Source organism: Pseudomonas sp. LBUM1655 (assembly GCF_059716085.1).
Map to the genome: position 1 here is coordinate 5056612 of NZ_CP166801.1, position 19583 is coordinate 5076194.

22 protein-coding genes and 1 tRNA gene are annotated in these 19583 nt (G+C 58.2%); 3 read left to right on the forward strand and 20 right to left on the reverse strand.

Annotated elements, in window-relative coordinates:
- Positions 1-3 precede the first annotated feature (3 nt).
- The 14 genes from ACA074_RS22530 to trmJ all read right to left on the reverse strand — a co-directional run bounded on the left by ACA074_RS22530 (position 4) and on the right by trmJ (position 10822).
- Positions 4-1038 carry a RodZ domain-containing protein gene (locus ACA074_RS22530; protein WP_497677833.1) on the reverse strand — a complete coding sequence of 345 codons (1035 nt, stop codon included), beginning with the start codon at positions 1036-1038 and terminating at the stop codon, positions 4-6.
- Positions 1038-1796 (reverse strand): type IV pilus biogenesis/stability protein PilW, encoded by a 759-nt coding sequence (pilW, locus tag ACA074_RS22535; protein WP_497677834.1) that lies wholly within the window; start codon positions 1794-1796, stop codon positions 1038-1040. Before pilW ends, ACA074_RS22530 begins: the two co-directional genes overlap by 1 nt.
- 12 nt (positions 1797-1808) lie before the next feature.
- A complete protein-coding gene (rlmN, locus tag ACA074_RS22540) occupies positions 1809-2957 on the reverse strand; it encodes a dual-specificity RNA methyltransferase RlmN (RefSeq protein WP_497677835.1) in 1149 nt (382 codons plus the stop codon).
- A 28-nt stretch (positions 2958-2985) separates the two neighbouring features.
- The gene (gene ndk, locus ACA074_RS22545; protein ID WP_042560926.1) at positions 2986-3411 is read right to left on the reverse strand and encodes a nucleoside-diphosphate kinase; all 426 of its coding nucleotides are present in this window, start codon (positions 3409-3411) and stop codon (positions 2986-2988) included.
- 89 nt (positions 3412-3500) lie between these two features.
- On the reverse strand, positions 3501-3701 hold the full coding sequence (gene iscX / locus ACA074_RS22550; protein WP_194691274.1) for a Fe-S cluster assembly protein IscX: 201 nt from the start codon (positions 3699-3701) through the stop codon (positions 3501-3503).
- Between the two features lie 15 nt (positions 3702-3716).
- Entirely contained in the window at positions 3717-4058 is a 342-nt protein-coding gene (gene fdx, locus ACA074_RS22555) for an ISC system 2Fe-2S type ferredoxin (protein ID WP_497615308.1), read from the reverse strand.
- Complete coding sequence (gene hscA / locus ACA074_RS22560; RefSeq protein WP_489878770.1) at positions 4058-5923, reverse strand: Fe-S protein assembly chaperone HscA; 1866 nt, start codon at positions 5921-5923, stop codon at positions 4058-4060. The genes fdx and hscA overlap by 1 nt, the downstream gene beginning before the upstream one ends.
- A 51-nt stretch (positions 5924-5974) precedes the next feature.
- Complete coding sequence (gene hscB, locus ACA074_RS22565) at positions 5975-6496, reverse strand: co-chaperone HscB (protein WP_187680637.1); 522 nt, start codon at positions 6494-6496, stop codon at positions 5975-5977.
- Between the two features lie 8 nt (positions 6497-6504).
- Positions 6505-6828, reverse strand: a complete 324-nt coding sequence (gene iscA, locus ACA074_RS22570; protein WP_157710466.1) for an iron-sulfur cluster assembly protein IscA — start codon at positions 6826-6828, stop codon at positions 6505-6507.
- 34 nt (positions 6829-6862) lie between these two features.
- Positions 6863-7249, reverse strand: coding sequence for a Fe-S cluster assembly scaffold IscU (gene iscU / locus ACA074_RS22575; RefSeq protein ID WP_003227907.1), 387 nt, complete (start codon positions 7247-7249; stop codon positions 6863-6865).
- An 83-nt stretch (positions 7250-7332) separates the two neighbouring features.
- A complete protein-coding gene (locus tag ACA074_RS22580) occupies positions 7333-8547 on the reverse strand; it encodes an IscS subfamily cysteine desulfurase (protein WP_187680638.1) in 1215 nt (404 codons plus the stop codon).
- Positions 8548-8597: 50 nt separating this feature from the next.
- Positions 8598-9089, reverse strand: a complete 492-nt coding sequence (iscR, locus tag ACA074_RS22585) for a Fe-S cluster assembly transcriptional regulator IscR (protein WP_007956690.1) — start codon at positions 9087-9089, stop codon at positions 8598-8600.
- A 182-nt stretch (positions 9090-9271) separates the two neighbouring features.
- Positions 9272-10048, reverse strand: a complete 777-nt coding sequence (gene cysE, locus ACA074_RS22590) for a serine O-acetyltransferase (RefSeq protein ID WP_187680639.1) — start codon at positions 10046-10048, stop codon at positions 9272-9274.
- A gap of 3 nt (positions 10049-10051) precedes the next feature.
- Positions 10052-10822 carry a tRNA (cytosine(32)/uridine(32)-2'-O)-methyltransferase TrmJ gene (gene trmJ / locus ACA074_RS22595; RefSeq protein ID WP_095122505.1) on the reverse strand — a complete coding sequence of 257 codons (771 nt, stop codon included), beginning with the start codon at positions 10820-10822 and terminating at the stop codon, positions 10052-10054.
- A 145-nt stretch (positions 10823-10967) separates the two neighbouring features.
- Between trmJ and suhB the strand changes: the two genes are divergently transcribed.
- Positions 10968-11786, forward strand: coding sequence for a type III secretion system regulator SuhB (gene suhB / locus ACA074_RS22600; protein WP_016984379.1), 819 nt, complete (start codon positions 10968-10970; stop codon positions 11784-11786).
- Positions 11787-12174: 388 nt separating this feature from the next.
- Complete coding sequence (locus ACA074_RS22605; RefSeq protein WP_497657778.1) at positions 12175-13146, forward strand: IS110 family RNA-guided transposase; 972 nt, start codon at positions 12175-12177, stop codon at positions 13144-13146.
- A 92-nt stretch (positions 13147-13238) separates the two neighbouring features.
- Here the strand turns inward: ACA074_RS22605 and ACA074_RS22610 are convergent, their stop codons facing one another.
- The 6 genes from ACA074_RS22610 to queA form a co-directional block, all read right to left on the reverse strand.
- Positions 13239-13787, reverse strand: coding sequence for a glycine zipper 2TM domain-containing protein (locus ACA074_RS22610; RefSeq protein ID WP_187677955.1), 549 nt, complete (start codon positions 13785-13787; stop codon positions 13239-13241).
- Positions 13788-13907: 120 nt separating this feature from the next.
- Positions 13908-14822: a protein translocase subunit SecF gene (secF, locus tag ACA074_RS22615; protein ID WP_497677836.1), complete on the reverse strand. Its 915-nt coding sequence runs from the start codon at positions 14820-14822 to the stop codon at positions 13908-13910.
- Between the two features lie 9 nt (positions 14823-14831).
- Positions 14832-16700 carry a protein translocase subunit SecD gene (gene secD / locus ACA074_RS22620; RefSeq protein ID WP_401272038.1) on the reverse strand — a complete coding sequence of 623 codons (1869 nt, stop codon included), beginning with the start codon at positions 16698-16700 and terminating at the stop codon, positions 14832-14834.
- A gap of 64 nt (positions 16701-16764) precedes the next feature.
- A complete protein-coding gene (gene yajC / locus ACA074_RS22625) occupies positions 16765-17103 on the reverse strand; it encodes a preprotein translocase subunit YajC (RefSeq protein WP_007916913.1) in 339 nt (112 codons plus the stop codon).
- A gap of 43 nt (positions 17104-17146) precedes the next feature.
- Complete coding sequence (tgt, locus tag ACA074_RS22630) at positions 17147-18262, reverse strand: tRNA guanosine(34) transglycosylase Tgt (protein WP_170947342.1); 1116 nt, start codon at positions 18260-18262, stop codon at positions 17147-17149.
- Positions 18263-18276: 14 nt separating this feature from the next.
- A complete protein-coding gene (gene queA / locus ACA074_RS22635) occupies positions 18277-19341 on the reverse strand; it encodes a tRNA preQ1(34) S-adenosylmethionine ribosyltransferase-isomerase QueA (protein ID WP_497677837.1) in 1065 nt (354 codons plus the stop codon).
- A 108-nt stretch (positions 19342-19449) separates the two neighbouring features.
- On the opposite strand from queA, the gene ACA074_RS22640 reads away from it, so the two are divergent.
- Positions 19450-19534: transfer RNA gene (locus tag ACA074_RS22640), tRNA-Leu, on the forward strand.
- The last annotated feature ends 49 nt before the right edge of the window (positions 19535-19583 follow it).

Below are 19583 nucleotides of genomic sequence, written 5' to 3' on the forward strand. Positions count from 1 at the left end.
GACTTATTGACCCAACTTCAGGCGAGCAGTCTCGCCACTGGTGAACGGAGCGATATCGACCGGCTGGCCGTTGTAGCTGACCTGTGCCGCGCGGGCCACGCCCAGACGCACGGCAAGCGGTGGTTTACCGCTAACGGAAACGTTATCGCCTTTGTGCTTCAGACCACTGAACAGTACTTTGCCGCGGCCATCGGTAACCTGTGCCCAGCAATCGGCGGTGAACTGCAGTTGCACCTGACCTTCTCCGGCGAGCGGTGCGGTCGCTTCTGCGACTGGTGCAGGCGTCGCAGGAACAACCGGTGCGGTGACGGTCGGCGCTGGAGTGGCCGGTACGTTCGTAGCCGGGGTGGCGACCACTGGCGCGGGCGTATGAACCGGTGCAGTTGGCGTTGCAACGGGAGCGGCCGGTGCCGTTGGAGTGGTTGCCGGAGCAGCAGGCTCGGCGCCGGTCGATTCAGCGGTAGTTTCCGATTGCGGCAGCGCCAGAGCGGTTGCGCCCTCGGCCTGATTTTCGGCGACGGCCTGATCTTCCGGCTCATCGATCGGGTGAATCTGCGTGGTGCCATCGGCGCCTTCGACTTCGACGTGCTCCGGAGCCAGGCTGGTCAAGTCTTTGCTGCGCTGCGAAGTCTGATCCTGCCACCAGACGAAACCACCGCCGATGACCGCGATCAGCAACAGCAGGCTGACGATACGCAAAATGGTGTGAGAAACACGCACCGGCTCTTCGATACGACCGAGCGCATGGACATTGCTGCCCTGGGAGTCGGTGCCGGTGGACTGGTCGAACTGTTGAACCAGAACGGTCTGGTCCATGCCGAGCAACTTGGCATAGGCGCGAATGTAACCGCGAGCGAAGGTATGCCCCGGCAGCTTGTCGAAAGCGCCGGCTTCAAGATTACTCAGGGAAGTCACGGTGAGGTTGAGCTTGAGGGCCACTTCGGCCAGCGACCAGCCATTGCTTTCGCGTGCCTGGCGCAGGGTCTCACCGGGGTTAACGCGATTCGCTGCTACAACTTCGGGATGCGCCGCTTTCATCATTGCTCCGACAGGTATTGCTGATATTCCGGCGTACCGGGATAGAGTCGTTTTAATTGCAGGCCATAACTGGCGGCCTTGTCGCGATTTTCAAACACTTTTGCCAGCCGAACACCGAGCAATAGACTACGTGCATTTTGTTCGGCAAGCAGGCTGAAACGGTCGTAATAGTCACGTGCGGGCACATAATGCCTGTCTTCGAATGACAACTCAGCCATTTCGAGCAGCGCGCGCGGTTGTTGACGGTTCAGTCGCAGGGCTTTTTCAAGTTGCTGCTGCGCCAGATCGCGCTGCCCCAGCTTCGATGCGGTCATGCCGAGGTTTTCGAACACACGAGAGCGCTCAGGATACAGGGTATCGGCGGCGGCCTGTTCAAAACGCTCGTAGGCTTCCTTGTAACGCTGTTCTTCGTAGAGAAAACTGCCGTAGTTGTTGAGGATGCGCGCATCGGAGGGGCGACCGGACAAGGCCTTGCGGAAGTGCTCGTCAGCCAGTTTCGGCTCCATTTCGGCCTGAAACACCAGCCCGAGGGCAGCATTGGCGTCAGGATCCGAGTCGTCCAGATCCAGCGCCTTCTTCAGCGGCACCTTGGCCCGCTCGGTCATGCCTTGCTGCAAGTATCCCAGTCCCAACTGCACATAGGCAGCGCGCGCCTCGTCGCGGCCCTTGCTGGTCTTCATCGGGTTGTAGTCACCCGACAGAACACAACCAGCACACAGGCTGGCCAACAGCAACAGCAGCGCAAAGCGCAGGGACATAGAGATCCTCTCTTAGTTAGTGTTCGCAGCGTTCTGTGCCAGATCGCCGTCGGAGTTCAACTCACGCACGGCGATGTAACGTTCGCTGCGGCGGGTGCGATCCAGCACCTGCCCTACCAATTGACCACAAGCGGCGTCGATGTCTTCACCACGGGTGGTGCGCACGGTGACGTTGAAACCGGCCTGATGCAGCTGATCCTGGAACCGGCGGATAGCGTTGTTGCTAGGCCGCTCGTACCCGGAATGCGGGAACGGGTTGAACGGGATCAGGTTGATCTTGCACGGAATGTTCTTCAGCAGCTCGATCATTTCCACCGCATGCTCAACTTTATCGTTGATGTCCTTGAGCAAGGTGTACTCGATGGTCAGCACACGCTTCTCGCCAAGGGCGGACATGTAGCGCTGGCACGATTCGAGCAGCATCTTAAGCGGATATTTCTTGTTGATCGGCACCAATTGGTTACGCAATGCGTCATTCGGTGCGTGCAGGGACAACGCCAGGGAGACGTCGATGTGCTTGGCCAGCTCATCGATCATCGGCACCACACCCGACGTGGACAGGGTCACGCGGCGCTTGGAGATCCCGTAGCCGAGGTCATCCATCATCAGATGCATGGCGGCCACGACGTTGTCGAAGTTCAGCAGCGGCTCACCCATGCCCATCATCACCACGTTGGTGATGGCACGGTCGACGGTTGCCGGGACGCTGCCGAAAGATTTGTTGGCAATCCACACCTGTCCGATGACTTCGGCGGCGGTGAGGTTGCTATTGAAGCCTTGCTTGCCGGTGGAGCAGAAACTGCAGTCCAGGGCACAGCCTGCCTGGGACGAAACGCATAGAGTGCCGCGTTTGCCCTGGGGAATGTACACGGTCTCGACACAGCTGCCGGACGCCACGCGCACCACCCACTTACGGGTGCCGTCGCTGGAAATGTCCTCGCTGACCACTTCAGGACCACGGACCTCAGCAATAGCCTTGAGCTTGTCGCGCAAGGCCTTGCTGACGTTCGTCATGGCGTCGAAATCATCGACACCAAAGTGGTGAATCCATTTCATTACCTGACCGGCACGGAAACGCTTCTCCCCGATTGAGTCGAAGAATTTTTCCATTTCCTGTTGAGTCAGACCCAGCAGGTTGGTTTTTACAGTCGATGTAGTCATGGATTCACCTTCACTCTTAAGCCAATGCTTAGCGAGTGGTTACTTCAGTAGCTGCGAAGAAGTACGAGATTTCACGAGCAGCTGCGGCTTCGGAGTCCGAACCGTGAACAGCGTTGGCGTCGATGGAATCAGCGAAATCAGCGCGGATGGTGCCGGCAGCAGCTTCTTTAGGGTTGGTAGCGCCCATCAGCTCACGGTTCAGAGCGATAGCGTTTTCGCCTTCCAGAACCTGAACAACAACTGGACCGGAGATCATGAAGGAAACCAGATCGCCGAAGAAACCACGAGCGCTGTGCTCAGCGTAGAAGCCTTCAGCTTCAGCTTTGGACAGTTGCTTCAGTTTCGAAGCTACAACGCGCAGGCCTGCTTTTTCGAAACGAGTGGTGATCTCGCCGATGACGTTTTTTGCAACTGCGTCAGGCTTGATGATGGAGAAAGTACGTTGAACAGCCATGGTGTAACTCCAGAAACGGTAATTTGCGAAAAATTAAACCCGCGAATTATACGCGGGTTCTTTGGTATTGCCTAACCTGTAGCGTGGGCTCAGTCGAGCTCTTCGATCCAGTAGGCCTGAATGGCCTCCAAAACTTTCTCGCCACTGCGATCCGGCGCATCATCGAACTCGGGCAATTCCATCACCCATTTGCGCAGATCGACGAAGTTAAGCGATCTTGGATCAACATCCGGCTTGCTTTCTGCCAGCTGGATAGCGATTTCCTGCACATCAACCCATTTCAGACTCATGTCAGCTTCCTTGAATCAGTGCGGCGCTTCGGCAGCATGGTTGAGCGAGTATTTCGGAATTTCAACGGTCAGGTCTTCAGTCCCGACAATCGCCTGACAGCCTAGACGCGATTGCGCTTCCAGACCCCAGGCCCGATCAAGAAAATCCTCTTCCAACTCATCCGCTTCTTCCAGCGAGTCAAAGCCTTCACGAATGATGCAGTGACAAGTAGTGCAAGCGCAGACGCCACCACAGGCGCTTTCCATATCGATATGGTGTTCGTGGGCCAGCTCGAGAATGGAAGTCCCCGGCTCAGCCTCCACAACCATGCCATCCGGGCAGAACTTCTCGTGGGGCAGAAAAATGACCTGCGGCATCAGATATCCTCGATTTCATTCAGATTGCGCCCCGACAGAGCGGCTTTCACCGTCAGATCCATGCGGCGGGCAGCAAAAGCATCGGTCACTTGCGACAGACGCTTGGTCTGCTGCTCGATGGCGTAACCATCAGTACCTTTCATCAGTTCGGTCAGTTCCTGCACTTGCATGTCGATGACCATGCGCTCTTCGGCGTCGAGCAAACGCTCGCCATCAGCCTCCAGAGCGCCCTGCACCGCCTCGATCAGGCGCTGGGCATCAACTTGCTGCTCGCGCAGGACACGGGCGACCTTGTCGTCATTGGCATGCTGGAACGAATCTTTCAGCATCTTGGCGATTTCGCCGTCGGTCAGACCGTAGGACGGCTTGACCTGAATGCTCGCCTCGACGCCCGAACCCAGTTCACGAGCGGAAACACTGAGCAGACCGTCGGCATCGACCTGGAAGGTCACGCGAATCTTCGCCGCACCGGCCACCATTGCTGGAATGCCACGCAATTCAAAGCGCGCCAGCGAGCGGCAATCGCTGATCAGCTCGCGCTCGCCCTGCAATACGTGGATCGCCATGGCCGACTGGCCGTCTTTATAAGTGGTGAAATCTTGTGCGCGAGCGACAGGGATGGTGGTGTTACGCGGAATCACCTTCTCCATCAGGCCGCCCATGGTTTCCAGCCCCAGGGACAACGGAATCACGTCGAGCAGCAGCAGTTCGCCGCCATCGCGCTTGTTGCCAGCCAGGGTATCGGCCTGGATCGCGGCCCCGATGGCCACCACTTGATCCGGATCGATTTCAGTCAACGGCTGACGACCGAACGCTTCGGCGACGGCTTCACGAACACGAGGAACGCGAGTCGAACCGCCGACCATGACCACGGCGTGTACATCATCCAGCTCGACGCCGGAATCGCGAACGGCGCGGCGGCAGGCTTTCAGGCTACGCGCGACCATCGGCTCGATCAGCGCATCGAAGGCTTCGCGGGTCAGCTGTGCTTTCCAGTCGCCATAGGCAACTTCAACACTGGCCGCATCGGTCAGGGCTTCTTTGGCCGCGCAGGCGGTTTGCAGCAGATTACGTTGTGCGCCCGGATCGAGATCGGCGGACAGACCCGCACTATCGATGATCCAGCCGGCAATCGCGTGATCGAAGTCATCGCCGCCCAGCGCGCTATCGCCGCCGGTGGCCAGGACTTCGAAAACACCGCCAGTCAGACGCAAAATCGAAATATCGAAGGTGCCGCCGCCCAAGTCATAAATCGCTACGAGGCCTTCAGCGTGCTGATCCAGACCGTAAGCCACAGCGGCGGCGGTCGGCTCATTGAGCAGGCGCAGCACATTCAGACCAGCGAGTTTCGCCGCATCCTTGGTGGCCTGGCGCTGGGCGTCGTCGAAATACGCCGGAACGGTGATTACCGCGCCGACCAGTTCGCCACCCAACGTCGCTTCAGCACGCTGACGCAACACCTTGAGGATATCGGCGGAAACTTCGACTGGGCTTTTCGGGCCTTGCACGGTGTCGATGAACGGCATGTGCGACTCGCCACCGACAAAGCGGTATGGCAGTTGCTCGCCCAATTGCTTGACGTCGGACAGACCACGACCCATCAAGCGCTTGACCGACAGCACGGTGTTCAAAGGATCGGAAGCGGCGGCCAGCTTGGCCGACTCGCCGACTTCGACGCGATCGGCGTGGTAACGCACGGCAGACGGCAGGATGACCTGCCCGTCAGCGTCGGCCAATGGCTCGGAAAGACCACTGCGCAACGCAGCGACCAGCGAATTGGTAGTGCCCAAGTCGATCCCCACAGCCAGACGACGCTGGTGCGGTTGAGGACTTTGGCCGGGTTCGGCGATCTGCAGTAGGGCCATCGTGATCAGGACTTATCTGTATATCAGGCGTGCGACCGGAGCGGCACTGGGTTAATCGTCGAGGCGCTCTTCTAACTGGCGCACTTCGTAGGTGAGCTTGTCGAGGAATTGCATGCGTCGCATCAGGCGTTCGGCCTGTTCGCGTTGCGCTGCATCATCCCAACAGGCTGCGAAGCTTTCGTTGAGTTCTTCCTGAGCCACTTTCAAGCGACGCTTGAACACCGCGACACCGTCCAGATCGGCGCTGTCCTGGAGGTCTTCGAGCTCTTCGCGCCACTGCATCTGCTGCAGAAGAAACTCGGGGTCGTGAACCGTGACTTCCATCGGCACTTCATGACCGCTGACTTTCAGCAGATAGCGCGCACGCTGCGGCGGGCTCTTGAGCGTCTGATAAGCATCGTTTAGCCGCGCAGACTGCTCGAGCGCCGACCGCTGCTCGCGCTCGGAAGCGTCGGCAAAACGGTCAGGATGAACGCCGCGCGCCAACTCACGGTAGCGCGTGGCCAACTGCTCGAGATCCAGACGGAAGCTCGGTTGCAGCTCGAATAAAGCGAAATGACAAGGAATACCCACGACAAGCCTCAGATGTTGAAGCTTTCGCCGCAGCCACATTCACCGCGCACGTTGGGGTTGTTGAACTTGAAGCCTTCGTTCAACCCTTCCTTGACGAAATCGAGTTCGGTGCCGTCCAGGTAGGCCAAGCTTTTCGGGTCGATGATCACTTTCTCGCCGTGACTTTCGAACACCTGATCCTCTTCAACCACCTCGTCGACAAACTCCAGCACGTAGGCAAGGCCGGAACAACCTGTGGTGCGAACACCCAGACGAATCCCTTCACCTTTGCCGCGCCCGTTGAGGGAGCGTCGCACGTGCTGAGCAGCCGCTTCTGTCATGCTGATAGCCATCGTTGACTCCTTACTCGTCGCCAAATCCAGAAAGTCAGATCAAGCCTTTCTTCTGCTTGTAATCGCGAACAGCCGCTTTGATAGCGTCTTCAGCCAGTACCGAGCAGTGAATTTTCACTGGCGGCAGGGCCAATTCTTCGGCCAGTTGGGTGTTCTTGATGGTTTCGGCTTCGTCCAGGGTCTTGCCCTTCATCCACTCGGTGGCGAGGGAGCTGGAAGCGATTGCCGAACCGCAGCCGTAGGTCTTGAACTTGGCGTCTTCGATAACGCCCTGATCGTTGACCTTGATTTGCAGGCGCATGACATCGCCGCACGCCGGAGCGCCGACCATGCCAGTACCGACATCCGGGTCTTCCGCGTTCATCTTGCCGACGTTGCGCGGGTTTTCGTAGTGGTCGATGACCTTTTCGCTGTAAGCCATGATGCTTAATCCTCACTCATCAGAGAGTCGCTCTTTAAGCCCTGCAACCGTGGGGCGCAGGGCCGGTTCGCGGCGACTTGAAATCAGTGTGCCGCCCACTCGATTTTCGAAATGTCGACACCGTCTTTGTACATGTCCCACAGCGGCGACAGAGCGCGCAGCTTGGTAACGGCCTCGCAGACTTTCTGCGCGGCGTAGTCGATTTCTTCTTCGGTGGTGAAACGGCCGAAGGTGAAGCGGATCGAACTGTGCGCCAGTTCGTCGTTGCGGCCCAGGGCGCGCAGTACGTACGAAGGCTCAAGCGATGCCGAGGTGCAGGCGGAACCGGACGAAACCGCCAGATCCTTGAGTGCCATGATCAGCGACTCGCCTTCAACGTAGTTGAAGCTCAGGTTCAGGTTGTGCGGAACGCGGGCGATCAGGCTGCCGTTGACGTACAGCTCTTCCAGATGCTCGACCTGCTTGTAGAAACGGTCGCTCAAGGCTTGGATACGAACGTTTTCAGCAGCCATGTCTTCTTTAGCTACACGGAACGCCTCGCCCATACCAACGATCTGGTGAGTCGCCAGGGTGCCGGAACGCATGCCACGCTCGTGACCGCCGCCGTGCATGGTCGCTTCGATGCGCACACGCGGCTTGCGGCTGACGTACAACGCGCCGATGCCTTTAGGGCCGTAGGTTTTGTGGGCAGAGAACGACATCATGTCGACTTTCAGCTTCTGCAGGTCGATCTCGACCTTGCCAGTGGACTGAGCAGCGTCAACGTGGAACAGGATGCCCTTCGAACGAAGCAGCTCGCCGATGGCGGCGATATCGTTGACGGTACCGATTTCGTTGTTCACGTGCATGGCCGACACGAGGATGGTGTCTTCGCGCAAAGCGGCTTCGATCATGGCCGGAGTGATCAGACCGTCTTCAGTCGGATCAAGGTAGGTGACTTCAAAACCTTCACGCTCGAGTTGGCGCATGGTGTCAAGGACAGCCTTGTGCTCGATCTTGGAGGTGATCAGGTGCTTGCCCTTGGAGGCGTAGAAATGTGCCGCACCCTTGATTGCCAGGTTGTTGGACTCGGTGGCGCCGGACGTCCAGACGATTTCACGCGGATCAGCGTTGACCAGATCGGCCACCTGACGACGAGCGTTTTCGACGGACTCTTCAGCTTTCCAGCCGAACACGTGGGAACGGGAAGCCGGGTTACCGAAGTTTCCGTCGACCAGCAGGCATTCACTCATTTTTTGCGCAACGCGCGGATCGACCGGGGTGGTCGCAGAGTAATCAAGGTAAATCGGCAATTTCATGGACTATCTCCTAAATCAGGCTGGCTGGCGTGCCGCTAGCTCTTTGGCTGTCATTCGACGGCGGACGCTTCAATCTTGTCCAGGCGCGGCGCCTTGCCATTGCAACGACGCTGATCCTGACGCTGGGCTACTTCTTGCACCTCACGGCGAGTCACAAGATCAGCCAAGCTGATACCGCTGAGAAATTCGTGAATCTGCAGGCTAAGGTCGCACCACAGGTGATGGGTCAGGCAAGTGTCGCCGGAATGGCAATCGCCTTGGCCCTGGCATTTGGTGGCATCGACCGATTCGTTAACCGCATCGATCACCTGTGCAACCTGGATGCCCTGCATGTCGCGGGACAACTGGTAGCCACCGCCCGGACCGCGAACACTGGATACCAGGTTGCTGCGGCGCAGCTTGGCGAAAAGCTGTTCGAGATAGGACAGGGAGATGCCTTGGCGCTCGGAGATATCGGCCAGGGACACCGGCCCGTGCTGCGCGTGCAACGCCAGGTCGAGCATGGCGGTCACGGCGTATCGGCCTTTTGTAGTCAGTCGCATGGACAGTTACCACGGAGTTCAGAATGGGCGGGAGTATGCAATTCCCGAGCATTTAAGTCAACTATAAGACCTAGTGCTTTAGTCGGGTTTACCCGCAAAAGAGCGCGCGAATGATATCAGGGTCTGCGGCTTAATGGCACACCGGTTGCCGGATGTGCCGTGCAGGAGCTGCCGCAGGGGTGTCAGCCAGTTTTGGATTCGTCTTTGCCTTTTACACAGGCGAAATCTTCTTCGCGCAGCTCAGGCAAATCTTTCGCACAGTAATTACTGCCCAGATCCTTCAGTGCGCCGCACATCCCCTCCAGTCGCCCATCCACCGCTTGCAGGTGATCAAGCAACTGACCGATGGCGCGCGCCACCGGGTCAGGCATGTCTTCGCTGACACCATAGGCATCGAAGCCGATTTTCTCGGCCATGGCCTTGCGCTTGGCGTCCTGCTCCTCATCGGATTTAACGATGATTCGCCCCGGAATACCCACGACCGTCGCGCCCGGCGGCACCTCCTTGGTCACCACAGCGTTGGAGCCGACCTTGGCCCCGGCGCCGACAGTGAATGGCCCAAGCACTTTCGCTCCGGCACCGACAACAACACCATCGCCCAAGGTCGGATGACGCTTGCCTTTGTTCCAGCTTGTGCCGCCGAGGGTCACGCCCTGATAGATAGTCACGTCATCGCCAATCTCGGCGGTTTCGCCAATGACGATGCCCATGCCGTGATCAATAAAGAAGCGTCGACCGACTTTCGCCCCCGGGTGAATCTCGATCCCGGTCAACCAGCGACCAAAGTTCGACACCAGACGCGCCAGCCACTTCAGGTCATTGCGCCAGAGCATCCCGGCCAGACGATGAATCCAGATCGCGTGCATACCGGGGTAGCAAGTCAGGACTTCAAAAGCGTTACGCGCCGCCGGATCTCGATGGAATACGCTTTGGATATCTTCACGCAAACGCTCAAACATCATTCAGTCCTTCCGTTTCAGAAGCTCACCACGGGCCGCTTTTTGGGTTTCCGTGAGGATGCCACGCAATATATTCATTTCCGCCCGGCTGACCGAGCTGCGTCCGTACAACCGGCGCAGGCGCGCCATCAGGTGCCGCGGCTTCTCAGGATCGAGGAATTCGATGGCGACCAGCGTCTGCTCCAGATGCTCATAGAATCGCTCCAGCTCATCCATGGTCGCCAGCTCGGCGCTTTTCACCGAAGCCACTTCTTCCTTCTCGATCTTGCTCGGCTGACCTTGTGCGGCCAGCCATGCCATGCGCACTTCATAGCTCAACACCTGCACCGCCGCCCCAAGGTTCAGCGAACTGAACTCAGGATCGGAGGGGATGTGCACGTGAAAGTGACATCGCTGCAGCTCGTCATTGGTCAGGCCGGAATCTTCACGGCCGAACACCAGCGCAATCTCTGCGCCCTGCCCGGCTTCCTCAACCACTTTGGTGCCGCATTCGCGCGGATCCAGCAGTGGCCAGGGAATACGCCGGTCACGGGCGCTGGTGCCGAGCACCAGATTGCAGCCGACCAAGGCATCTTCCAGGGTGGCGACGACCTGGGCGTTTTCAAGGATGTCACCGGCACCGGAAGCGCGAGCATCAGCTTCGTGATGCGGGAAGACCCGCGGTTCGACCAGCACCAGCCGCGACAGACCCATGTTTTTCATGGCGCGCGCGGCCCCGCCGATGTTGCCGGGGTGGCTGGTATTGACCAGGACGACACGAATGTTCTGCAGCAAGGGAGGCGCTCTCGGACACAGGAAAGGGGTGCAAATCTTACAGAACAGCCTACCGTTAAGCTATGAAAGCGAACAGCAACCTTCACCTGAAGAAAAGTTCTGATAGAATGCGCGGCTTTCTTTAACAACCTTAGGTGACACATCCATGCAGCCCATGCTGAATATCGCGCTGCGCGCCGCCCGCAGCGCCAGTGAACTGATCTTCCGCTCCATCGAGCGCCTGGATACCATCAAGGTCGACGAAAAAGACGCCAAGGATTATGTATCCGAGGTGGATCGCGCCGCCGAACAGAAAATCATCGACGCGCTGCGCAAGGCTTACCCGAACCACTCGATCCGCGGTGAAGAGACTGGCCTGCACGCCGGTACCGGCATCGAAGGCGAAGAATACCTGTGGATCATCGATCCGCTGGACGGCACCACCAACTTCCTGCGCGGCATTCCACACTTTGCTGTCAGCATCGCCTGCAAATACCGTGGTCGCTTGGAACACGCTGTTGTTCTGGATCCGGTTCGCCAGGAAGAATTCACCGCCAGCCGTGGTCGCGGCGCGCAACTGAACGGTCGTCGCCTGCGCGTCAGCGGTCGCACCAGCCTCGACGGCGCCCTGCTGGGTACCGGCTTCCCGTTCCGTGACGATCAGATGGACAACCTCGACAACTACCTGGGCATGTTCCGCGCCCTGGTCGGCCAGACTGCCGGTATCCGCCGCGCCGGTTCCGCCAGCCTGGACCTGGCTTATGTAGCTGCCGGTCGTTTCGATGCATTCTGGGAGTCGGGTCTGTCCGAGTGGGACATGGCTGCAGGCGCCCTGCTGATTCAAGAAGCTGGCGGCCTGGTGAGCGACTTCACCGGCGGGCACGACTTCCTTGAAAAAGGCCATATCGTTGCCGGCAACACCAAATGCTTCAAGGCAGTGCTGACGGCGATCCAGCCGCACCTGCCAGCCTCGCTGAAGCGCTAAGCTTTACGCGAAACGAAAAAAAGCACCCTTCGGGGTGCTTTTTTTATGCCAAAGATTCAACACACTCCCTGTAGGAGCTGCCGAAGGCTGCGATCTTTTGGCTTTGTTTTTTTAGAACAGGATCAAAAGATCGCAGCCTTCGGCAGCTCCTTGTATCTCGACTATCGCTCCGTCAGGAGCGATAGTTCTCGACTGATCATCGAGGGAGGGACTTGGAAGCCGTGCAGCTCCTTAGGCTTTTTGCCTGTGATGTAGATCGTGCTCCAGCCCTCCACACTCACTCGTATAGTTCGAACGGTATCTTGGGCCCGTCTCTGGCGAGAGCCCGCATTCGCAAGGTTGGACAGAGTGCAGTGATGATCGAAAACGGATTAATGGAGAAACGGTCATGTCCAATTTCGTCGGCGTCGATGTCGCTAAAAATACCTTTGATATTGCCACTCACCTGCCAAACGGCAAGCACAAAACCAAGGCCAAACTGGCTAACGACTCAAAAGGTTTCAAAGAGTTTGACGCCTGGCTGAACAAGCAGGTCGAGCCTACAGCTCTGATCGTGATGGAAGCCACCAGCGTTTATCACCTGGAACTTGCCGAGTTCGTCTACAACAAGGGTTACCGGGTCTGCGTCGTCAATCCGGCTACGACCCACGCTTACGCCGACAGCGAGCTGCGCCGGATCAAAACCGACAAAAGCGACGCCAAATTGATCGCTGACTTTGCTCGGGAAAAGGCTGAAAAGCTTCAGCTTTGGGCTCCAGAGCCGCTGAAATATCGTCAGCTAAAGGCGATGGTACGTCGCTTGGATGACCTTCAGGAAATGGAGCAAATGGAGCTCAATCGCCTGGATGTATCCGACGAAAAGGTCAAAGACTCGATCAACTCTGTGCTGCGTCACATCGAGAAAGAGATCGTTGAAACTCACAAATCAATCAAAAAACACATCGACGATGATCCAGACATGCGCCAAATGCGCGACTTGATCGTGACCATCGACGGTATCGGCCAGAAAACCCTTGAGCGGCTGCTGGCCGAGTTGGGCGACCTGCGTAAATATGACGACCCTCGCAAGCTGGTCGCTGCCGCCGGGTTGAACCCAAAGCTGCAGGACTCGGGAAAATTCAAAGGCAGAACAGTGATTTCGAGGATCGGATCGGCTCGCGTTCGGGCGGGTCTATACATGCCTGGGTTGGTTGCACTGAAGCACAACAAGGCAATCATCGCCATGAAGGACCGCTTGAAGGCCAACGGCAAGGCCCCCAAGCAAATCATCTGTGCAGCGATGCGCAAACTCCTACATTTTGTCTACGCCGTTCTTAAATCGGGCCAGCCATTTGACCCGAAAATTGCCCTTGCCCGATGAGGGGCAAGACGGTATCTACACTGGGGATTGGTTTAACTGCAGGGCACAAAAAAAGCACCCCGCAGGGTGCTTCTTTTTAAACGCTCGGACTATTACTGAGCAGGCTCATTCTGCGACAGAACCAGCTTGCCTTCCTTGTCGACCGGAATCTGGTTGCCCGGATCACGATCCATCCGCACCTTGCCTTCCTTGCCATCCAGCGAATAACGCACGTCGTAACCTACAACTTTGTCACTGATGTCATTCACCGTGTTACAGCGAGTCTGCGTGGTGGTGTAGGTATCGCGATTCTGCATACCTTCCTGCACCTTGTTACCGGCATAACCGCCACCAACCGCACCGGCCACGGTGGCGATCTTCTTGCCAGTACCGCCGCCGACCTGATTACCCAGCAAACCACCCGCTACCGCGCCAATCGCGGTACCGAGGATCTGGTGTTGATCCTTGACCGGCGCCTGGCGGGTCACGGCTACATCCTTGCACACTTCACGTGGAGTCTTGATCTGTGTTTTGACCGGTTCAACAGCCAGTACTTGCGCATACTCAGGGCCGCTTTTAACCAGGCTGTAGGTGGCAACAGCACCCCCGGCAGTCACACCGACAGCACCCAATACCGCACCAACCAGCAACGACTTGTTCACATGAACCTCCTGACCATCACATGCGGGACGCGCCCGCGCTTCTCCCAGCCTTGGAGCATAAAAAAAGGCGCGAGTTCAACTCGCGCCTTTTTCGGCTGACAGCGGGGAAAACGATGGCCGTTATGGACGGTCGTCGACTTCCTTCTCGGTGTTGACCGGAGGAATCAGATCCTCAGTGGTCAGGTTCAGCCAGATCAGCACCACGTTAGCGATGTAGATCGACGAGTAAGTACCCGCCAGAACACCGATAAACAGGGCGATGGAGAAGCCGAACAGGTTGTCGCCACCGAAGAACAGCAGTGCCGCGATCGCCAGCAAGGTGGAGATCGACGTCGCCATGGTGCGCAGCAGGGTCTGAGTGGTCGAGATGTTGATGTTCTCGATCAGCGTCGCCTTGCGCAGCACGCGGAAGTTCTCGCGAACCCGGTCGAATACCACGATGGTGTCGTTCAGCGAGTAACCGATGATCGCCAGCACCGCCGCCAGTACCGTCAGATCGAAAGTGATCTGGAAATACGACAGGATACCGATGGTCACGATCACGTCGTGGATCAGCGAAACAATGGCGCCGACCGCGAACTTCCACTGAAAGCGGAAAGCCAGGTAGATCAGGATGCCGCCGAGCGCCAGCAGCATGCCGAGGCCGCCCTGGTCGCGCAGCTCTTCACCGACCTGCGGGCCGACGAACTCGACACGCTTGACCGTTGCCGGGTTGTCGCTGCCGACCTTCAGCAGCGCTTCCGCTACCTGATGGCCCAACTGCGGGTCTTCACCCGGCATCCGCACCAGCAGATCGGTAGTCGCACCGAAGCTCTGCACGACGGCTTCGTGATAACCCGAAGTCACCAGTTGCTCGCGCACCTTGGTGACATCGGCCGGACGCTCGTAGGTCAGCTCGATGAGCGTACCGCCGGTGAAGTCCAGCCCCCAGTTCATGCCCTTGGTGAAGACACTGAACATAGCCAGCAGGGTGAGAAATACTGTGACGCCGAACGCGAAGTTGCGAACGCCCATGAAGTTGATTGTACGTAACATGGCAGCCCCTTAAATCCACAACTTCTTGAAGTCACGTCCGCCGAAGATCAGGTTGACCATTGCGCGGGTCACCATGATGGCCGTGAACATCGAGGTAAAGATCCCGAGGGACATGGTCACTGCGAAGCCTTTGACCGGGCCGGTGCCCATCGCAAAGAGAATCCCGCCGACCAACAGAGTTGTCAGGTTGGCGTCGAGAATCGCAGTGAATGCCCGGCCGAAGCCTTCGTTGATTGCACGCTGCACGGTCATGCCGGCGGCGATCTCTTCGCGGATCCGCGAGAAGATCAGTACGTTGGCGTCAACCGCCATACCCATGGTCAACACGATACCGGCGATACCCGGCAGGGTCAGCGTTGCACCCAGCAGCGACATCAGCGCCAGCAGCAACACCATGTTCACCGACAGAGCGACAGTGGCGATGATGCCGAAGAAGCGGTAGATGGCGATGATGAACAGCGACACGAACAGCATGCCCCACAGCGATGCATCGATACCTTTGGTGATGTTGTCAGCACCCAGGCTCGGGCCGATTGTGCGCTCTTCAGCGAAGTACATAGGCGCTGCCAGACCACCGGCACGCAACAGCAGCGCCAGTTCGGACGACTCGCCCTGACCGTTCAGACCAGTGATGCGGAACTGAGCACCCAGCGGCGACTGGATGGTCGCCAGGCTGATGATCTTCTTCTCTTCCTTGAACGTCTGCACCGCGACGTCTTTCTCGACGCCATTAACCATTTGCTTGGTGTAAGTGGTGACCGGACGCTGCTCGATGAAGATCACTGCCATGCTGCGACCGACGTTCGAACGAGTCGCGCGGCTCATCAACTCACCACCGTGACCATCCAGACGGATGTTCACTTCAGGTGTGCCGTGCTCGCCGAAACCGGCCTTGGCGTCAGTCACCTGGTCACCGGTGATGATCAGGCCACGCTCGATCTGCGCAGGAGGACGGTTGCCCTCACGGAATTCAAAGCTCTCGGAAGTGGCTTTCGAAGCACCCGGCTCTGCAGCCAGACGGAACTCAAGGTTGGCCGTCTTGCCCAGAATACGCTTGGCTTCGGCAGTGTCCTGCACGCCTGGCAGCTCAACCACGATGCGGTTGGCGCCCTGACGCTGAACGATCGGTTCGGCAACACCCAGCTCGTTGACGCGGTTACGTACCGTGGTCAAGTTCTGCTTGATGGAGTATTCACGGATTTCCGCCAGCTTGGCCGGGGTCATCGCCAGACGCAGCACCGGTTGACCGTTGAGGTCGGCCGGAACAATGTCGAAATCGTTGAAGTTCTTGCGGATCAGCGCACGGGCCTGTTCGCGGGAATCTTCATCGCTGAAGCCCAACTGAATGGCACCGCCCAGTTGCGGCAGACTGCGATAGCGCAGCTTCTCTTTACGCAGCAGGCTCTTGACGTCGCCTTCGTAGACTTTCAGGCGTGCATCGAGGGCTTTATCCATGTCCACTTCCAGCAGGAAGTGCACACCACCGGACAAGTCCAGGCCCAGCTTCATCGGGTGCGCGCCCAGATTGCGCAGCCATTGCGGGGTGGTCTGTGCCAGGTTCAGCGCGACGACGTAGTCATCACCCAATGCCTTGCGCACAACGTCTTTTGCCGGCAGCTGGTCTTCAGCTTTGGCCAGACGGATCAGGCCGCCCTTGCCGTTGTCCGCCAGCGTGGCAGCCTTGACGGTGATCCCGGACTCTTTGAGCGCGGTGCTTACGCGATCCAGATCGGCCTGATTGACCTGCAGTGCCGTGCTGGCGCCGCTCACCTGAATGGCCGGGTCATCGGGGTATAGATTGGGAGCGGAATAAATCAGACCGATCGCCAGCACCGCCAGGATCAGAATGTATTTCCACAGAGGGTATTTGTTCAGCATCACGCCGCCCGTTATGAACGCGGGGCGCCTTGCGCGCCCCGTCGATTGAGTAGAAGTTGGAACCTTAGATCGCTTTCAGCGTGCCTTTTGGCAGCGTGGCGGCGATGGCGCCTTTCTGGAACTTCATTTCCACGGTGTCGGAAACTTCCAGAACCACGAAGTCATCGGCCACTTTGGTGATCTTGCCGGCGATGCCGCCGGTGGTGACCACTTCGTCGCCCTTTTGCAGGCTGCTCAGCAGGTTCTTCTGCTCTTTGGCGCGCTTGGCCTGTGGACGCCAGATCATCAGGTAAAAGATGACCAGGAAGCCGACCAGGAAAATCCACTCGAAGCCGCCGCCCATTGGGCCGGCAGCAGCCGGTGCAGCTGCGTCAGCCATGGCATTAGAGATAAAAAAGCTCATTTAGCACTCCAGTTGCAAATGTTGAATCTTGGGGTCAGAAAACTCAGTCCAAAGGCGGAACGGGGAGCCCGCGTTTGGCGTAGAAGGCATCGACAAAGGCGGCCAATGTACCCTGTTGAATAGCCTCGCGCAAACCAGCCATCAGCACCTGATAATGGCGCAAGTTATGGATGGTATTGAGCATGCTTCCCAGCATTTCGCCGCACTTGTCCAGGTGATGCAGATAAGCGCGGGAGAAGTTCTGGCAGGTATAGCAATCGCAGGTCGGATCCAGCGGCGAATCATCATGGCGATGAAACGCGTTACGGATCTTCAGCACGCCTGTATCAATGAACAGATGCCCATTGCGGGCATTACGGGTTGGCATCACGCAATCGAACATGTCCACACCGCGGCGCACACCCTCAACCAGATCTTCGGGTTTGCCAACGCCCATAAGGTAACGAGGTTTGTCAGCCGGCATCATGCCCGGCAGATAATCCAGCACCTTGATCATCTCGTGCTTCGGTTCGCCCACCGACAAACCACCGATGGCCAGACCGTCGAAGCCGATCTTGTCCAGACCTTCCAGCGAGCGCATGCGCAGATCCTGGTGCATGCCGCCCTGAACGATACCGAACAGCGCCGCGGTGTTTTCACCGTGGGCATTTTTCGAACGTTGAGCCCAGCGCAACGACAACTCCATCGACACACGGGCGACGTCTTCGTCAGCCGGGTACGGCGTGCATTCGTCGAAGATCATCACGATGTCGGAACCCAGATCGCGCTGAACCTGCATCGACTCTTCCGGGCCCATGAACACTTTCGAGCCGTCGACCGGAGAGGCGAAGGTCACGCCCTCTTCCTTGATCTTGCGCATCGCGCCCAGGCTGAACACCTGGAAGCCGCCGGAGTCGGTCAGGATCGGGCCTTTCCACTGCATGAAATCGTGCAGGTCGCCGTGCGCCTTGATCACCTCGGTGCCAGGACGCAGCCACAGGTGGAAGGTGTTGCCCAGAATGATTTCCGCGCCAGTGGCGACGATGTCACGCGGCAACATGCCCTTGACCGTGCCGTAAGTACCGACCGGCATGAAAGCCGGGGTCTCAACGGTGCCACGCGGAAAGGTCAGACGACCACGACGGGCCTTGCCATCGGTGGCCAGAAGCTCAAAGGACATGCGACATTCGCGACTCATTCTGTTTCCTCTGGGCCTGTTTGTTTAGGGGCAGTAGGTGCGGGATTACGGGTGATGAACATGGCATCACCGTAGCTGAAAAAGCGGTAACCGTTGTCGACGGCGGCCTTGTAGGCGGCCATGGTTTCGGGATAACCGGCGAATGCCGAAACCAGCATCAACAGCGTGGATTCCGGCAAATGGAAATTGGTGACCAAGGCATCGACCACATGGAACGGCCGGCCCGGGTAGATAAAGATGTCGGTATCGCCACTGAACGGCTTGAGCACGCCATCGCGCGCGGCGCTTTCCAGCGAACGCACGCTGGTGGTGCCAACGGCAATCACTCGACCGCCGCGCGCACGGCACGCAGCGACCGCATCGACCACGTCCTGGCCGACTTCCAGCCACTCAGTGTGCATGTGGTGATCTTCAAGCTTCTCGACGCGCACCGGCTGGAAAGTACCCGCGCCCACGTGCAGCGTGACGAATGCGGTCTCGACACCCTTGGCCGCAATCGCCTCCATCAGCGACTGATCGAAATGCAGCCCCGCCGTCGGCGCCGCCACCGCGCCCAGGCGCTCGGCGTACACGGTCTGATAACGCTCGCGATCCGAGCCTTCATCCGGGCGGTCTATATAAGGAGGCAGCGGCATGTGCCCGACGCGATCAAGCAGCGGCAACACTTCCTCAGCGAAGCCCAACTCGAACAACGCGTTGTGACGCGCAAGCATTTCAGCTTCGCCACCGCCGTCGATGAGAATCTTCGAACCCGGCTTCGGCGACTTGCTGGAGCGCACATGGGCCAGCACGCGATGCGTATCGAGCACCCGCTCGATGAGGATTTCCAGCTTGCCGCCGGACGCTTTTTGTCCAAACAGCCGCGCCGGAATCACCCGGGTATTGTTGAACACCATCAAATCGCCCGGGCGTAAATGCTCAAGCAAATCAGTGAATTGACGGTGTGCCAAGGCGCCGCTCACCCCATCCAGGGTCAACAGGCGACTGCCGCGACGCTCGGCCAAAGGGTGGCGAGCGATCAGCGAATCAGGGAGTTCGAAGGTAAAGTCAGCAACGCGCATGATGGGGTTCGTCTAGCAGGGCCGGAAAGTCTAGCGGAAATATCGAAAATTGACCATGAAACGTGATTGACCAACGGTAATCTCATCTCTATACTTCGCCGCCATTGAGCCCTGATGGCGGAATTGGTAGACGCGGCGGATTCAAAATCCGTTTTCGAAAGGAGTGGGAGTTCGAGTCTCCCTCGGGGCACCATATAGCTGTATCTGAGAGTCTCTACCAGTCTCTCAGACCCAAAGAAACC

Coding starts and splice junctions, on each gene's coding strand:
- secD (WP_401272038.1), bottom strand. CDS start 16,700: ATGCTGAACAAATACCCTCTGTGGAAATACATTCTGATCCTGGCGGTG.
- tgt (WP_170947342.1), bottom strand. CDS start 18,262: ATGTCCTTTGAGCTTCTGGCCACCGATGGCAAGGCCCGTCGTGGTCGT.
- iscA (WP_157710466.1), bottom strand. CDS start 6,828: ATGGCTATCAGCATGACAGAAGCGGCTGCTCAGCACGTGCGACGCTCC.
- secF (WP_497677836.1), bottom strand. CDS start 14,822: ATGTTACGTACAATCAACTTCATGGGCGTTCGCAACTTCGCGTTCGGC.
- queA (WP_497677837.1), bottom strand. CDS start 19,341: ATGCGCGTTGCTGACTTTACCTTCGAACTCCCTGATTCGCTGATCGCT.
- ACA074_RS22530 (WP_497677833.1), bottom strand. CDS start 1,038: ATGAAAGCGGCGCATCCCGAAGTTGTAGCAGCGAATCGCGTTAACCCC.
- yajC (WP_007916913.1), bottom strand. CDS start 17,103: ATGAGCTTTTTTATCTCTAATGCCATGGCTGACGCAGCTGCACCGGCT.
- iscU (WP_003227907.1), bottom strand. CDS start 7,249: ATGGCTTACAGCGAAAAGGTCATCGACCACTACGAAAACCCGCGCAAC.
- ndk (WP_042560926.1), bottom strand. CDS start 3,411: ATGGCTGTTCAACGTACTTTCTCCATCATCAAGCCTGACGCAGTTGCA.
- iscR (WP_007956690.1), bottom strand. CDS start 9,089: ATGCGACTGACTACAAAAGGCCGATACGCCGTGACCGCCATGCTCGAC.
- ACA074_RS22605 (WP_497657778.1), top strand. CDS start 12,175: ATGTCCAATTTCGTCGGCGTCGATGTCGCTAAAAATACCTTTGATATT.
- rlmN (WP_497677835.1), bottom strand. CDS start 2,957: ATGACTACATCGACTGTAAAAACCAACCTGCTGGGTCTGACTCAACAG.
- suhB (WP_016984379.1), top strand. CDS start 10,968: ATGCAGCCCATGCTGAATATCGCGCTGCGCGCCGCCCGCAGCGCCAGT.
- hscA (WP_489878770.1), bottom strand. CDS start 5,923: ATGGCCCTACTGCAGATCGCCGAACCCGGCCAAAGTCCTCAACCGCAC.
- cysE (WP_187680639.1), bottom strand. CDS start 10,048: ATGTTTGAGCGTTTGCGTGAAGATATCCAAAGCGTATTCCATCGAGAT.
- fdx (WP_497615308.1), bottom strand. CDS start 4,058: ATGCCGCAGGTCATTTTTCTGCCCCACGAGAAGTTCTGCCCGGATGGC.
- pilW (WP_497677834.1), bottom strand. CDS start 1,796: ATGTCCCTGCGCTTTGCGCTGCTGTTGCTGTTGGCCAGCCTGTGTGCT.
- iscX (WP_194691274.1), bottom strand. CDS start 3,701: ATGAGTCTGAAATGGGTTGATGTGCAGGAAATCGCTATCCAGCTGGCA.
- ACA074_RS22580 (WP_187680638.1), bottom strand. CDS start 8,547: ATGAAATTGCCGATTTACCTTGATTACTCTGCGACCACCCCGGTCGAT.